A 15,432-nucleotide genomic window follows, 5' to 3' on the forward strand; every position below is an offset into this window, starting at 1 on the left:
TTTCTATTTGATAATATCATTCATTACTAAATCACTCTGAAATATCTATATTATTTAGAAAATCAATTGTCTTATCATTTATTATCCGAAGCTTAATATCATTGTAGGAAACTCCTAAATGTTCATGCATATATTCTGGATCTATATAATAAAATTTATCATCAGAATACAATATTTTCTTATCAATCAGCTCTTCCAGGACTTTCTCACCAATAATATTTCCTGTGACTCTTCTATTTTCAATTTTGTCTCTGAATTTTGCCATGCGTCCCTTACTATGTGAGCGAAACAGCGCAATAATTTTCCTCAGCTTGAGATATTTATCTTTTAAAAGCGGGTCAGTGATCTGTAACGAAAGATCGGTGGGTTCATAAAAGTCGACAAAAGGAAACTCAGGTCTGTTCTTGGTTATAATCTGAAATTTCTGTTCTGCTCCTAAATGATTAATCAAAGAAGGAACTTGACCATTAGCATAATCAATTTGACAGGATTCACATTCAAAAACAATTCCGTCTTTCGAATTTGCCACCCCTTTTTCTAGAACAAATTCATCTGTACTAATAATAATATTATTACAATTTAGGGTTATTGGAGAAGATAATTCACAACGCTTTCCATCTAGTACTATATCTATTCCCGCATTTACGAATACATTGCTCAGAACACTATTAAGATATAGACCAGTATCTCTATTTAATGCCATATCAAAGGTCGTCGGGTCTTCCTGAATATTGGAAAATTCGACCTCACAATGAATGGAATTTGTGTCTTCATCTATCTCATCAATGCTCATGCATGTTGAAAACTGCTTATCATCTAAAGATTTTATTGAACTATATAAGAAAGGCAAGAATTTAGGATTTATTTTATGCTCATCATTCAATCTCTCAAAGATAAAGAAAAGCATGAAGGCGTCTTTATATTTTGTCTTCAGATATTCAAATACAGCTTCCTCATATTCCGCTTTACCAATCATTTTTGCAATAATATAACTTTCAAACACTGCATTCTGGATCTTATTGTTTTCCAAAAAAGGATGTTCTTTTATCCACTCACTAATTTTATCTTCATAGAGAGCGTTAAACTTGGCATCCTCTGAAACACATGCTTGATATGGTTTCGAAATTTGACTATAAAGCAATCGAATACATTGTTCATCAACACTATAAGCCTTTTCCAGAACATTCTGTCTAAAATCAGGCGTACGGTCTCCTAAAAGGGATGGAAGAACAAGTCTGTCAATTTTCTCCTCTTTATCTCTTAACAATATGTATTGAACTATTGAAGTGATTAAATCAACACCTTTGAAATCATCTCTAACTAAATCTTCATATAATGCATGATAATTTTTTGCAGCCCGTAACAATTTAGTTATTGACAACAAAACAGGAGCATAACCAATAAAAGACTGATATTGTCTATGTTTTATTTCAGCTGTATTTTTAAAAAAGCCTTCAACTGACTTAATTATGTAATCACGTGTCTTTTTATACTCTTGTGGAAATTTTCGTTCATCAATCTGCTTATCAATAAATTCATTTGCTTGAGCGACTGTAAATGGTTCTATTTTTAAAAGAGATGTCTCTACACCATTTTCCTCCAAATAGAGCCAGCAATGTTCCATGACTTGAGTTCTCCCCAATAGAACAAACGGAATACCATCTGCATCACCACAAATGTTGACAATCTCATCAAGAAATGAATTAAAGCCTTGAACTGTGGTTTTTATATATCCTTCATCTAGTGCATCTATAATTAATGTAGCTTTTCCGGTCTTCAAGCCTTCAACGAATTTTCCTAACCCTACGTGTCCTAAAGTATCGAAAAATAATCCGGTAAGGGAATTGCTTGCTACCGGTTTATGTTGGGACAAATTAAAAACTGGCATTTGTAAACTTGAAGATAAATATTTTGTCAACTCACTTTTTCCTGTAGCGCCAGCCGCTGATATTAGAATTACTTTTGGATTATTGCCCTCTTTTATTCTACCCATTAATTCTGTAAAGTCGGGCTTTACATATTGAGGGTTTATATTTTCACATAACTTAAAAGAAGGGATTTCTTTTACTAGACTAGATTTATCAAACGACTCAAGATTTTTCTTTACAATCTGCTCTAATTTAAAAAGACTAACCAATTTATCATTCATAACCGCTATCTACTTTAGTTTCATATTTATTTGAACTTGTCTTAAAGCCGAAAAACATGGAAATCACACATCGTAATTCTGGTACAACTTCCCTTAATAACTTCATCAGTTATTGCATTTCATTCCACTTGTATGTTCCTGTCTCGCAAAATAACGCTCCCCACCAAATTCTTATTGTTTACTGACCATGTTTAACAAAATCATGCCCAAGCCCATTTTCCATTCACATACCAGATCCGACCGTTCACGGAAGAATTTGATACGTTCACGTAAGAAATCGAACTATTGAGAATGGATATAAATTGACAAAAAGATGTTAGATGAGAGACTTCAGACATGAGACTTTTCAGGTTATGGGAGCGGTTTCTGTAGTTTCTGTTGTTCCTATCGTTACTATTGTTGGATGAGTTTTAAGTTTTACGTGTTAAGTTTTAAGAACGGTTCAGAGCAACTGAACATACTTAACTGTTTAGTCCCCCACTTCGTCGGTAGACGAAAAGTGCGCAGGCCGGTCAAAGTAGCCCGGGCAGGAGAAGGCGGGAGCGGTTTTTGGCGGGGGTTCAAGGTCGTGGGCCGGAAAGAAAAAACCGTGACGCGGGTAGTAGGATCACTTTGACTTGTCCTTTTCGTTCTTTTGGGACAAGCCAAAAGGACAGACTTTGTAGGAAAAGCACAAAGGCTCCACGCAAAACGCGCAAAGTTTTTTCGCAAAAGACAGCAAAGTCAATCCCTAATGGCAAGCCAGAGACGATTAAGTAGGGTCAGTACCTATCCTGACCGTCGCTACAAAGCCTGAAAAACGGATATGAGTTTGGTCCGGGGAACCCGGGATGGTAATCGAAGGACCGCCCACGACGGTAGTCGGGACAGGCCCGGGTTAGTTTGACCATGATAACCAGACGCCCCCAGACCGCCAATCAGCGAAGAACGTCCGTTGCTGCGTTTCCAGGGATGTCATCCCTCGGAGGGATGACATCCTTAAGGCCACTGATGAAGTTTTTGCCAGCGATGCCGTTAACAAGTGCTTAAACTCCCACTTTTGGGCCAGCGGAGCAATTAGTAAATGATTAAACCTTCACTTTTTGACCAGTGAAGCCATTAACAAATGCTTAAGCCTTCACTTTTCTTCAAGGGAAGCAATTAGTATATGATTAACCTCCATTTTCCGTCAGGAAAGGCGTTCGACAATTCGAAAACGCTCACTTTCCGTCAGGGAAGGCGTTCGACAATTCGAAAACACTCACTTTCCATCAGGGAAGGCGTTCGACAATTCGAAAACGCTCACTTTTGGCTAGGGGAAGCAATTCGAATACTCGAAAACGTCCACTTTTTGTCCGGGGAAGCAATTCGAATACTCGAAAACGCTCACTTTTTGTTCGGGGAAGCAATTCGACAATTCGAAAGCCCTCACTTTTCGGCAGGAACGTCATTCGACAATTCGAAAGGCATCATTTGGGTCCGGCACGCTTTGGGATAACTCCCAAATGCCTGCTTTTCTTCAGGGAAGGCTTAGGACAACTCCCAACGCCTCACTTTTTGATTCGACAAGCTTTGGGACAACTCCCAAGGCTTCACTTTTCGTCAGGGAGGGTTTGGGACAACTCCCAAGGCGTGATTTAAACCGTTTTCAAGTTGCGCCTCGTGGTTTCTGTTGTTGGAGTCTGAGAGTAGTAGTGGTTCATTTCTCATTATTCATTGAATAAAATCCTCCTCCGGCCTGTCAGCCACCTCCTCCAAAGGAGGACATGCGCGAACTACCGTGCTTTTATTCAGCTAATGGAAGAAAATTGAGCAGGAATTTTACCTTGCAAATTTGTACCTCCAAAACTTTAGTACTACAGTAAATTCGCGGGCTGTCCCCCTTTGGAGGGGGAATTAAAGGGGGAGGATAAATCAGGAATCGCTCTGTTCAACGCCGGCATATGCGGCGCAGGAGCGTTTCCATTCCAATCCTGTTTCGAACGTGCGCCTCCTTCCTATGCGGGGCATTCGATCCCGGGGCGGCGTCGTACCTCCTTGTCCCGGGCTATGGAATTTCGGACCTTCAGCCTGACGAACAACAGCAACCTTGCAGCACAACCTGAAACTTGAAACCTGAAATATCTTAACTCTATCGTCTCATGTCTGGAGTCTAATGTCTTCTTCGAATAACAATAGTAACCTTCATAGCCACAGTAACCACGAAGCGCAATCGGTAACCTGGAACTTGAAACCTGAAACTCAATTTTTGCCCGGAAACCATTATCTTCATGGCGCGTTTTTCCGCCGCCGGCGGCAACGTATCTTAATCATCCTAATCAAAACACCACAAGCATTCAACATGAATTCAACTAACAAACACCTATCCACCTTCTCGGATTCCAAAAGCCACTACGAGATTCTCGACGGGCTGCGCGGCGTGGCCGCGGTGATGGTGGTCATCTTCCACTTCTTCGAAACCTTTAGCGGAGGTAACCACCTGAAGCAAATCATGAACCACGGCTACCTGGCAGTGGACTTTTTCTTTGTCCTCTCGGGATTTGTGATTGGCTATGCCTACGACGACCGTTGGGGCAAAATGACGTTAAAAGACTTTTTCAAGCGACGCCTGATCCGCCTTCACCCGATGATTATCATGGGGATGATTATCGGCGCCATCGGGTTTTATTTCAGCGCATCGCCCATCCTGTTTCCGGGGATTGCGAGTGTTCCCGTATGGAAGTTACTGCTGGTAATGCTCATCGGGTTTACCCTGCTGCCCGTACCGCCGTCACTCGAAATCAGGGGCTGGGGCGAGATGCACCCATTGGATGGCCCGGCCTGGTCGCTCTTTTTCGAATACGTCGCGAACATTCTGTACGCACTTTTCATCCGGAAATTCTCGAAGAAAGCGCTTGCTGTGCTGGTATTTCTGGCCGGCGCCGCATTGATACACTTGGCGGTTACCAGTCCCAACGGCGACGTGATTGGTGGCTGGTCGGTTAACCCCGAACAGTTGCGCGTAGGTTTGACCCGTTTGATGTACCCGTTCTTTGCCGGGCTGTTGCTGTCGCGCATCGCCCAACCGGGACGTATCAAATACGCGTTTCTATGGGCCAGTCTGCTGGTTATCGTGGCGCTGTCGTTTCCGCGCGTGGGTGGAAGCGAGCACCTTTGGATGAACGGCCTGTACGATTCGCTGACCATCATCATCGTTTTCCCGCTGATTGTGTACATCGGCGCCAGCGGTAAAGTAACCGGGAAATTCGCGACCAGAATCACGCGGTTCCTGGGCGACCTTTCGTACCCGCTATACATTACGCACTATCCGCTGATTTATATCTTTACCGCCTGGGTAGTCGACAACCAGGTACCCATGTCGAAAGCCTGGCCGGTGGGCGTGCTGATGATTGTTTCGGCGATTGCCATCGCGTACGGTGCGATGAAACTGTACGACGTGCCGGTACGAAACTGGCTGGCCAAACGGTTTATGCACAAGACGGTGAAATAAAACACGTAGAGTCGCGATTAATCGCGTCTCTACTGCTAATGGCTTTAAATGACGCTATGAAAACGAAGAAAGAACTGAAGGAAGAATACAAACAGATGAAGTTCCCGATGGGGGTGTTCCAGGTGCGCAACCTGACGAACGACAAGGTTTTGATTGACAACAGCACCGACATGCTGTCGAAATGGAACCGGCACAAGATGGAGCTGAATTTCGGTGGTCACCGGAATATGGAACTGCAAAAGGACTGGACCGAGAAAGGGGAAGATAACTTCGTTTTTGAGGTACTGTCGGAGCTGAAAAGCAAGGACGATGAGCAGGATGTGAATTACGCCAAAGAGCTGCGTGTTCTGCAAAAGATGGTCATCGAAGAAATGAATATTCCGCCCGAGCGGATGTATTGAAAAAATATAGAGGGTGTCCGAAAATTTGAATTGAAAAAGTGCTAACTTTCAAATTGAAAGCAATCTTGGATTTACCCCTCCAAACCTCCCCTGAAGGGGCGGCCTTAAAGTCCCCTTCAGGGGATTTAGGGGTAAATAACTTAAGCTGTACTTACAATTTGATAGTTCTGAAAATACTCTTTGGACTTTTCGGACACCCTCTGGCTATACCGATATAAACATAAAAAGAGACGCGATTAATCGCGTCTCTACCGTTATAACGGACATTATCTTACCATTCGGAAACCAACCGGCAACTCACCATTGTTGATGAGCGCTGCCAAACGGGTCAGTTCATCGTGGGTGAAGTTCCCGGTGATGTTGCACTTCCCGCCTTTGATTTCGTCGCGCACCACCGGTGCAAAATAGACCCGGTTATCGATGACGATGGCCAGCGGTTTGCCGATGTTGCGCCGGGTCACTTCCTGCCAGGTTTGCCGTCCGGCTTCGTTAAAGGTAATCTGCACCGAGGGCTGACCATCGGTTACCGATGCTTCACTCACCGCCAAGCCACTTAATGCTTCCGGTCGCTTCAGGATATGCAAAACCATCTGATGCTTGTCGTTCGGTGCAATTCCCCATGCCAGCTGCATCGTGCCTGACATCTTTTGCCACCAGGGAGCCGTCGCCAGGTAAGCATTCACGGCTTTAACACTGGCCGGTTTGGCATAACCCAATACATCAGCTGCCATGTTTTTAGCATCCGCAGAAGGAATATCCATCAGGCTAAACAAGCGATCGTTTTCGGGAATTTGCGACAGAATCCTGCTCCGGTCAACCGTTTCGGCAAAAGCCAGGTGACCTTTATCCGTCAGCAACTCCCCTGCCCGCTGGCTGTCTTTCGGCTTTTCAAAACGGACGGTCAGCGTAGCCTGAGCCGGATCGGGCACCAGGATAAAGTGGCTCAAACCGACTGCCAACAACCGCTTTTTGATGATGCCCGCCGACTGATTCATTCGAGCAGCATCCGTGTTCGAAGCGGTACTTTGCAAGGTCACCGTCCGGGTGGGTTCCTGCTTTTGTTTGGGGTGGTTTGGGATGAACATGCTAGATAGCATCACGGCGAGGAGGATATAAATAATTGTTTTCATGATATTTCAAGTTTATTTTTTTGATGTAACTGTCATCGATTCCGCGATCAATTACCCCTATCCACGATGTACATCGGGACCCTAAAGGGGACCTTAAGCCTCCCCTGAAGGGGAGCTCCGAAACTTCGGAGGGTGGGGGTGATTTCATCGGATCATGCAACGAGTAAACTATTCCAATAGCTATTACTCAGCTCATATCTCTTCAATCGACAACACACGTTTAAATTTTGATATTAGAATGATTTCTCCTCTTCCTTCCGGAAGAAAACATCGGGATGATGTTAAGCGAGAATGGGAATCAGGCGATAGCGGGAATCTCGCGACCGTTGAGTGAGGTATAAAGGAAAGAGCCGGATTCGTTCATCCGGTAAGGTTTGATGCGCAAACCAACTTGTGCCCACACATGGCCGGCCGTTTGACTGGCTTCGTTGTCGGCTAAAACAGCAAATGCAAACGACGACATGCCGGGCAATTCGCTCTTGTCGGAGCTAATCCACGACGGCTGGAACGGCGGAAGAATATCCGGGGTAACCGTTACGGCAGCGGGATGTGACGCGGCCATCTCCACAACAGCACTGTGTTGCTTTTCGATGGAATGAGAACCGGATGAGGAGGGGCCGCTGAGAACGGCAAACAGCATCAGCAACAAGCCAATCATAAAGGCCTGCAGTATGCTTTCTTCCCTATTGGTATTCCGGTTCGTCATAACAGGATAAAGGTAGAAAAAATAAAACACGTAGAGACGTCCTACAGGACGTCTCAAAAAAACAAACGCCTAAACGGCGTTTTTATAAAAAGGGAGACGCGCTATAACGCGTCTCTACCTTCGATGAAACCGTCGACCTCATCTTTTTTGCTCTTGATGCCGCGTTTCTTCGCCTCTTCAATGGCTTTGTGACGTTGCTGCTGCAGCTCTCTTCGCTGATCGTTGCCCCATACCACCAATGCGGGCGGAATCGGTCCAAAATTGGCTTTGTAGGTTTCGATGGCCTTGGTCATCTCCTTCGCCTTTTCGGGATACTTATGAAACAGGTCAGTCGTTTCCGACTGGTCCTCTTTCAGGTTGAAAAGCAACGTATCGTGTGCAGCCGTACTGGCCCGCCAGAAGTTTCCAACGATTTTGTCCTGCGGCAAAGTAATCTTCCAGTCGCCTACCCGAAGACTGGTTACGTCTTTATTATTGCGGAAGTAAGCGTACACATTGCTTGGGCTCTTCTCTCCACGTAACAATACGCCCGAGATGTCGTAACCATCGAGCCGGATGCTGTCAGGAACAGCAACACCGCAGATATCGGCCAGGGTTGGAAACCAGTCGAGGTTCCGAACCACTTCATGGTCGGTGCGCGGCTTGATTTTCCCTTTCCAGTAAGCGATGAGCGGAACCCGGACGCCCCCTTCGTAGCTGGTGGTCTTTCCTTCCCGCAAGGGTTTCGCCTCGCCTCCCAGCGGACCTTCCTGCAACCACGGACCGTTATCACTCGAAAAGATGACCAGCGTATTATCCAGAAGTCCCTGCTTCTTCAGTTCGGCCATCACCTGCCCGATGCTCCAGTCAACCTCGAGAACAGCATCGCCGTACAGGCCCGCGCCTGACTTCCCCCGAAACTCGGGTGAACAGAAAATGGGAACGTGCATCATGTTGTGCGCCAACTCGAGGAAGAATGGTTGGTCCTTGTGCCGGTCGATAAACGAGATGGCTTCCTCGGTATATTTCTTCGTCATGTGCGACTGGTCGATGTGAAACTGCACCACATCATTCCCGCGCAAATACACCTGTGAAGACATGTCGTTGCTATACGGTATGCCGAAGTATTCGTCGAAACCGTTTTGCAACGGAAGGAATTTCTCACGGCTGCCCAGGTGCCATTTTCCAATGATTCCCGTTGTGTAACCAGCTGTTTTCAGCAATTCGGGAATCAACAATTCTTTTTGCGGAATTCCGGTATAATTATCGGGGAAAAACACCTGCTGAATACCCATTCGTGCCGGATACCGGCCGGTGAGCAATCCCGCGCGTGACGGACTACAAATGGGGGATGCAGAATAGGCATCGGTAAACCGGATACCGTTCTCCGCCAGTTGATCGATGTTGGGTGTTTTCCATTTCTTCTGGCCGTAACAGCTAATGTCGGAGTACCCCATGTCGTCGATGAAGAAGATGACCACGTTGGGTTTCTTCTCTACAGGAGCCGATTTGACTGCTTTGGCCGCGATGGGCGATGTTAAAGCCAGGCCCAGTAACAGATTCTTTGTTTTCATTGTTTCGGATTCAGTTTTATGATTTGGTTTTACAGGTTGAGCAGGTACATGGATTCCCGCAGGTTGAAGTTCTGAAATTAGTGATTTTCAGCAACAATTCCTGAAATTTCACGGTTTGGCATTTATCATTTTCTGTTAAACAAGAAATCATCTCTTCCCGGCAGCTTTCCTTCGTCGACTGACCTTCTTCAGCAACATTTCCGGCTCGTCGGTGGTAATGAAGTCGCCCCCCTGATGCAACAGCTCATCCATCACCCCCGGTTTATCTACCGTCCAGGCATTTACTTTCAATCCGTTGCTGTGCGCGACCTCCACCAATTCGGGGTTCTTTTTGAACGCGCCGAAATAGAAATCGATCCCCCACATTCCATCGGCTTTCATCTGTGGAATACCGACTTTATTCTGCAACGGCATGAGCCGTGCCTTTGGGTCCAGTTCGTGAATCCGTTGCAGAATGTCATAACTAAAGCTGATATACACCATCCAATCCTGTGCGTGCAGCCTTTGAACCATGGCCACGACCTTGTCGGCCAGTTCCAGCGAGCGTTCCTTGCTGATGACGGAAGGTTTCAATTCTGCTATCAACCGGGTGCGGTGTTGCGTCATACCGGTTTGAATATAGTGTTCCAACGTGGGAATGGGCTCGCCATTGGGGAGCTTGAATTTGAGCAAATCGGCATAGTTCGTCTTCTCGATGGTCAATCCGTTAAAGGTGTTGTCGTGGTGGATGACCAGCACTCCATCGGCGGTTTCGTGAATATCGAACTCCGAACCGGCAACGCCCAGTTTCATAGCCTGCTTCAACGAAGCAATGGAATTCTTCGGTAGTTTTTTCGCTTTCCAGGCTCCGCGGTGTGCAATCACGCCGTTCGCGGCAAAACCATCCTCGGCTTTTCTTTGCTCCCGCTTCTGATGTCTTTTAGGGGGACTGTTGAAATTTTCAGCTCCATGAGCCCATGCGTCTGATATTCCCTGTAGCACAAATACAACAAGGAGTGACAAGATGAATCGTTTCATTTTTAATGCTAGTTATGATGAAGAATTTAACGGATTAAGCAACTTAAGTGTGGATTGTCTGATCGGCACGAACCAATGCGTCCACACACTATTATACAATTCTCCATAGAAAATCACGTAAGCATTCTCTTCATTTTGTTCACTTCATCCCGCCGGTAAAATAAAAAGCGGAGCCGCCTTTCGACGACTCCGCTGTGAGCTTTGAGGTTAACTTTTCTGTTTCAAAATTATTTGTGGTAAGGATAGAGATAAAATCCGTACTGATATTGCTTGTCGGAAGGCAAACGATAAGGTGGCATCGCTCTTGCATTTCGACTCCATGAGTCGATACCTCCCACGCCCATTTGCTTGTCATCCAGATTCACGGTAATGAAATTGCGTACCGGCAAGTCATCGATGTGTTTGGCTTGTTCCAAATCCTGCAACGAGTAAGGCCATGCACTGACGCTCAATGGAGACTGCCCAACGACCATGAGTCCCTGACCAGATTTGTTGGTAAAGCGAACCCAACGTACGCCGTCACGGTTGCCATTGGCCTGCGGACGCACATAATCGGTCCACAAGGAATCAACCAGACCGGAGTAGACGCCTACATTTGCCCCGGTTTGCCTATCGGGATAGTTTTCCCATGGTCCGCGGCCGTACCAGGTCATGGTTCCAAACTCTTTGGGAATCCGCAGGCTCATGCCCACAACAGGTATGTCAGTCGGAACATCTCCAACCGGAGTTAGCGTTTGATTCACCCGAACCACGCCATTTTCATATACGGTGTATTTCAGTTCCCAGGTTGACTGTCCAACCGGTAATGTTCCTCTCAGTGTCACAACCACGGTTTGCTTATCCGGCCGGGTCAGTTCGACATCAGTTATTTTACGACCTGCTCCAGCATCTTTCCAGTCATTAAGTTCTCCGCGCCAACCTGCTCTGTCGTTGTCGGTCTGTGCCCGCCAGAAATTGGGCTTCAATGGGCCGCTGATCAACGATTTCCCTTTCGAAGTATAACTTTCCAGCGAACCGTTCTCTTTGGATATGGTCATAGAAAAGGAGGCTCCACTCAACGTAAATGCTTTGTCGGTCTGCTTCACCTGAATAACCGTTCCGTTCGCCTTACCAGGCGTTGCAGCAGGTGCAACAGCCCAGGGCATTTTGAACTGATCCCAGGCCAACGTAAATCCTTTATCCGCCCAGAACTTGTTCTGCTTCAGGGTCAAATTCAGGTTCAACCAGTATTCGCTGCCGGCTTCCAGTTTAGGTTGCTCAATCGGCAAACGAACTTTTGTCCAACTGTTCGCTGGCGTTGTCAGTGTGTCAATCACACCCGATTGGATCGTTTTTCCATTCTGTGTCAACGTCCACTCCACATTAAACTTACTGAGGTTTTGATGGTAGTAACCATTGTGAACCATGATCTGTCCACGGTTCAAATCACCGGCTTTAAAAGTCACGTACTGATACACATGCTTCACTTCGTAATAGGCTGGATTGGGTTTCCGGTCGGGCGAAACAAAACCATTGATGTTGAAATTCGCGTCATTGGGATCATCTCCGTAATCACCACCATAGGCCCAAAACATTTTACCTTTGGCATCCTTTTTATACAGGCCCTGGTCAACCCAATCCCAGATACAACCGCCAATCAGGTTTTTATAATGATTAATCAAATTCCAGTAGGTCGTCAATCCTCCCGTTGAATTGCCCATCGAGTGAGCGTATTCACACATGAAAATCGGCTTGTGAATATTCGGGTCCGAGGCTAGTTGTTGCAACCACTGCGGTGTTGGATACATGTGACTAATCATATCAGCCACACTATTCATTTGCTCGTAGTGAATCGGCCTTGAAGGATCAATCGTGCGGGCATACGATGCCATCTGGGCAAAGTTTTCACCATGTCCCGCTTCGTTACCCAACGACCAGATGATGACCGACGGATGATTTTTATCGCGGGCAATCATACGGGCTATCCGGTTCACACAGGCGTGTGTCCAGCGAGGATCACTACCCGGAAGAAGTTCCCGTTCCAACATCCCGTGTGCCTCCAGGTTGGTCTCATCGAGCACGTACATACCGTATTTATCGAACAGATAATAATAACGTGGATCGTGCGGATAATGCGACATTCGTACTGTATTGACATTCGCCTGTTTCAGTAATTTCAGGTCCTTCTCAATCCACTTGTAATCCATGGCCCGGCCATTAAACGGATCGTGTTCATGCGTGTTGACTCCTTTCAGCTTAACCGGGACACCATTTACCAGCAACACACCGTCTTTGATTTCGATATTCCGGAAACCAGTCGTCGAACGGGCTGCCTCCAGCACCTTTCCTTTGGAATCTTTCAGTTCCAGAACGACGGTGTAGAGATTGGGCGTTTCCGCAGTCCACTTCAATACGTTTGGAACCTTGGCGTAGAGCTCAGCAATTCCATCGGTACCGGCAGGGATATCGGTAATGCTTTTAGACTGAGCAATGGGACCATCTCCCACTAATTTTCCCTGTTCATTATATAACCAGGCGACAACCGTTGCCGGGCGAAGATTATCTTCGGAAGAATTCCGGACTTTCGCAGTAATATGCATTATCCCGGTCTCATAGCGATCGTCGAGGCTCGAGCGCACGAAGAAATCTTCCAGATGCTCCAAAGGTGTGCTGTATAAATAAACGCTCCGGAAAATTCCGCTGAAGCGCCACATGTCCTGATCTTCCAGGTAGGAACCGTCGGACCAGCGATACACCTCAACTGCCAGAACATTTTTTCCCTTTTTCAGGAAAGGCGTAAGATTGAACTCGGCCGGCGTCATACTTCCCTGGCTATAGCCGATCTTTTTCCCGTTAAGCCAGATGTAAAACGCACTTTTTACGCCTCCGAAATGGATAAAAACTTCGCGACCGTCCCAATTTTTCGGAACATCGAAGGTGGTTCGGTACGAACCAACCGGGTTAGCACTGGCATTCACCAACGGAGGATGGGCTGGATAGTCGGGATGAAACGGATAACGGTTATTCAGGTAAATGGGCTTTCCGTACCCTTCAAGCTGCCAAACTCCCGGCACTTTAACGGATGCCCACTTTCTATCGCTAAAACTGGTCTTGTAAAAATCTTTGGGCCGTTCTGCGGGATTTTTGGAAAAATGGAACTTCCACATCCCATCCAACGACTTGTAGTACGGTGTATGAATTTCCAGTGTACTATCGGCCAACGCACTCATCCTGTCGGGATAGTGCATAAAACTCAGATAAGGTGGTTCTTTGTTGATACCGATAACCTGGGAGTTTTCCCAGTCGGGAAGATTTCCATAACTCGTTTGAGCCCATACTGAACTGCTTGCAGCAACCAGTATTCCGAACAAAACGAGTGAGGAAATCGAATACTTCCGAAATATTGAAAACCTACGCATAATATTTATTTTTCTATTAAAAAAAGAAGTATGATTAATCTTGTTCATGAAAATCTATCATCCTATTTTAGATTCCGCATAACTTAACCGACTCAATATCTTTAGATTCACTTAGAGCAAATCTTTCGATCTGGCATGTGCAAACGTTCCATCATATTCGTTAAGGCTCCATACGCAATGCCACATTCCATCTTTCGCTTTAATAAAAGAAAGGTGTAACCAGCCTTTTTTCTTTGCCCCAACGGCCGTAATCGGAAAACAGGTAAATCGAATCAGGCGGATTGGTCATGGTCCCATTTGCTGCAAACGATTGTTGAAACAACAACAAGAGCATGTAAATCAACATTTTTTATCCTTTAGCTTTCATCGTATTCAAATTCTAAAAAATTGCTCGGTTTTCCTAAAGAACTCTTGTGTGTACGTCCTGTGAGGTGTTCCAGAAATTTCAGTGGAATCAGATCGTTCATTCTCATCTTTTTTCATTTAATTTCTCTAGCGCCACCATCCAGATCAATTCGTTCGCGAACCACTTCCAGGTGGTCGCCGCAGTCTTTCATTTCGTAAAGTTTGCCACGTGCGTTCCGGAAAGGCCGATGCAGTACCATCATCAGTTGGCCATCAAACCTCCTAAAAAGCATACCGTGCCCCGAGTCATGCTTGACCAGCGGAGCAAGTTGTTCCCAAGGTCCCTGTAATTTTCCTGTCTCTGAACGAGCTACAGTTTGGACATACGAACCTCTTTCCCAGCTCGACCACAACATCAGCAGGTGTCCGTCCTTCGTGCGATAAAGTTCTGGTCCATCGGTGACATAATGTAATTCAAAGTCACTGGGTTTGATGGTCGAATTCAACCATGGTGCATCGGACCCTTTAAACAGATGGATTGGCTCACCAGCCATCTTCGACAGGGAATCATCCAACGGTGCCGCTTCCATCGTTCCATCGATTTTCTGCAGCCACTCATGGGCATAAACCATCCACGGCTGCCCATCCGGATCGACATAAAGAGTTCCATCCAGAGTCATAAAATTGGCCGGGAGGATGGGACTGTCTCTCTTTACTAATGTAAAGGGGCCTTCAGGCGAATCGCTAACAGCAATGACCGTACTCCGCATGATATTTTTGTGCCAAGCCTTGGGTGGTTTGGCGATAATCTTGTTCTTATTATGTAAGGTCGTAAAGAGATAGAATTTACCTTTCCAGGCATGAACCTCCGGTGCCCAGGGCCTCTCTGTAGGATCGGCCCACGAATCAGACGGTACGGTAAAAACTACTTTTGGCTTATCCCAATGAAGCAAATCTTTACTTCTATACACCATCGTTCCGCTTTTCCGGTTGCCTGTCATCCTTGGGACGTTCGTTGTATAAAGATAGTAAGTATGTGTAGGCTTGTAGGCTAATATAAAAGGATCATGCAGCGGCATATCGGGAAGCTTTAATTGCTCAGATTTCTTCGTGTTCTGAGCGTAAATGTTGCTTCCCAGCCCCTCCAGTGTTAGTGTCAATACAATAGTCAGAATATAGAACCAATTGACAGAAAAGAATGACATTGTTTTCCTAGTATTTTTCATCGGTTAACGCTTCATTGTTTTAATATTTATGGTAGTAT

The 15,432-nt window shown here is 45.9% G+C and carries 10 protein-coding genes; 2 read left to right on the forward strand and 8 right to left on the reverse strand.

Going from position 1 to position 15,432, the window contains the following annotated elements:
* Positions 1–31: 31 nt before the first annotated feature.
* Positions 32–2,149: an NACHT domain-containing protein gene (locus T426_RS0119960; RefSeq protein WP_025865594.1), complete on the reverse strand. Its 2,118-nt coding sequence runs from the start codon at positions 2,147–2,149 to the stop codon at positions 32–34.
* A 2,320-nt stretch (positions 2,150–4,469) separates the two neighbouring features.
* Here T426_RS0119960 and T426_RS0119970 point away from each other — a divergent pair.
* Both T426_RS0119970 and T426_RS0119975 read left to right on the forward strand, forming a co-directional pair.
* Positions 4,470–5,618: an acyltransferase family protein gene (locus T426_RS0119970; protein ID WP_025865591.1), complete on the forward strand. Its 1,149-nt coding sequence runs from the start codon at positions 4,470–4,472 to the stop codon at positions 5,616–5,618.
* A 56-nt stretch (positions 5,619–5,674) separates the two neighbouring features.
* Positions 5,675–6,019, forward strand: a complete 345-nt coding sequence (locus T426_RS0119975; protein WP_025865590.1) for a GIY-YIG nuclease family protein — start codon at positions 5,675–5,677, stop codon at positions 6,017–6,019.
* Between the two features lie 266 nt (positions 6,020–6,285).
* Here the strand turns inward: T426_RS0119975 and T426_RS0119980 are convergent, their stop codons facing one another.
* The 7 genes from T426_RS0119980 to T426_RS0120020 form a co-directional block, all read right to left on the reverse strand.
* Positions 6,286–7,149 (reverse strand): SecDF P1 head subdomain-containing protein, encoded by an 864-nt coding sequence (locus tag T426_RS0119980; protein WP_027586193.1) that lies wholly within the window; start codon positions 7,147–7,149, stop codon positions 6,286–6,288.
* A 298-nt stretch (positions 7,150–7,447) separates the two neighbouring features.
* A complete protein-coding gene (locus T426_RS0119985; protein WP_025865588.1) occupies positions 7,448–7,855 on the reverse strand; it encodes a hypothetical protein in 408 nt (135 codons plus the stop codon).
* Positions 7,856–7,956: 101 nt separating this feature from the next.
* Positions 7,957–9,408, reverse strand: a complete 1,452-nt coding sequence (locus T426_RS24500; RefSeq protein ID WP_082229571.1) for a sulfatase family protein — start codon at positions 9,406–9,408, stop codon at positions 7,957–7,959.
* Between the two features lie 147 nt (positions 9,409–9,555).
* Positions 9,556–10,425 (reverse strand): glycerophosphodiester phosphodiesterase, encoded by an 870-nt coding sequence (locus T426_RS0120000; RefSeq protein ID WP_025865587.1) that lies wholly within the window; start codon positions 10,423–10,425, stop codon positions 9,556–9,558.
* Between the two features lie 227 nt (positions 10,426–10,652).
* Positions 10,653–13,823: a beta-galactosidase, LacZ type gene (gene lacZ / locus T426_RS24505; RefSeq protein ID WP_051569049.1), complete on the reverse strand. Its 3,171-nt coding sequence runs from the start codon at positions 13,821–13,823 to the stop codon at positions 10,653–10,655.
* Positions 13,824–14,022: 199 nt separating this feature from the next.
* On the reverse strand, positions 14,023–14,169 hold the full coding sequence (locus T426_RS25870; RefSeq protein ID WP_153637556.1) for a hypothetical protein: 147 nt from the start codon (positions 14,167–14,169) through the stop codon (positions 14,023–14,025).
* A gap of 133 nt (positions 14,170–14,302) precedes the next feature.
* Positions 14,303–15,394 carry a glycoside hydrolase family 43 protein gene (locus T426_RS0120020; protein ID WP_199898680.1) on the reverse strand — a complete coding sequence of 364 codons (1,092 nt, stop codon included), beginning with the start codon at positions 15,392–15,394 and terminating at the stop codon, positions 14,303–14,305.
* Between the last annotated feature and the right edge of the window lie 38 nt (positions 15,395–15,432).

It is taken from the genome of Prolixibacter bellariivorans ATCC BAA-1284 (assembly GCF_000621705.1).
In the GTDB taxonomy this organism is placed as follows: Bacteria; Bacteroidota; Bacteroidia; order Bacteroidales; family Prolixibacteraceae; genus Prolixibacter; species Prolixibacter bellariivorans.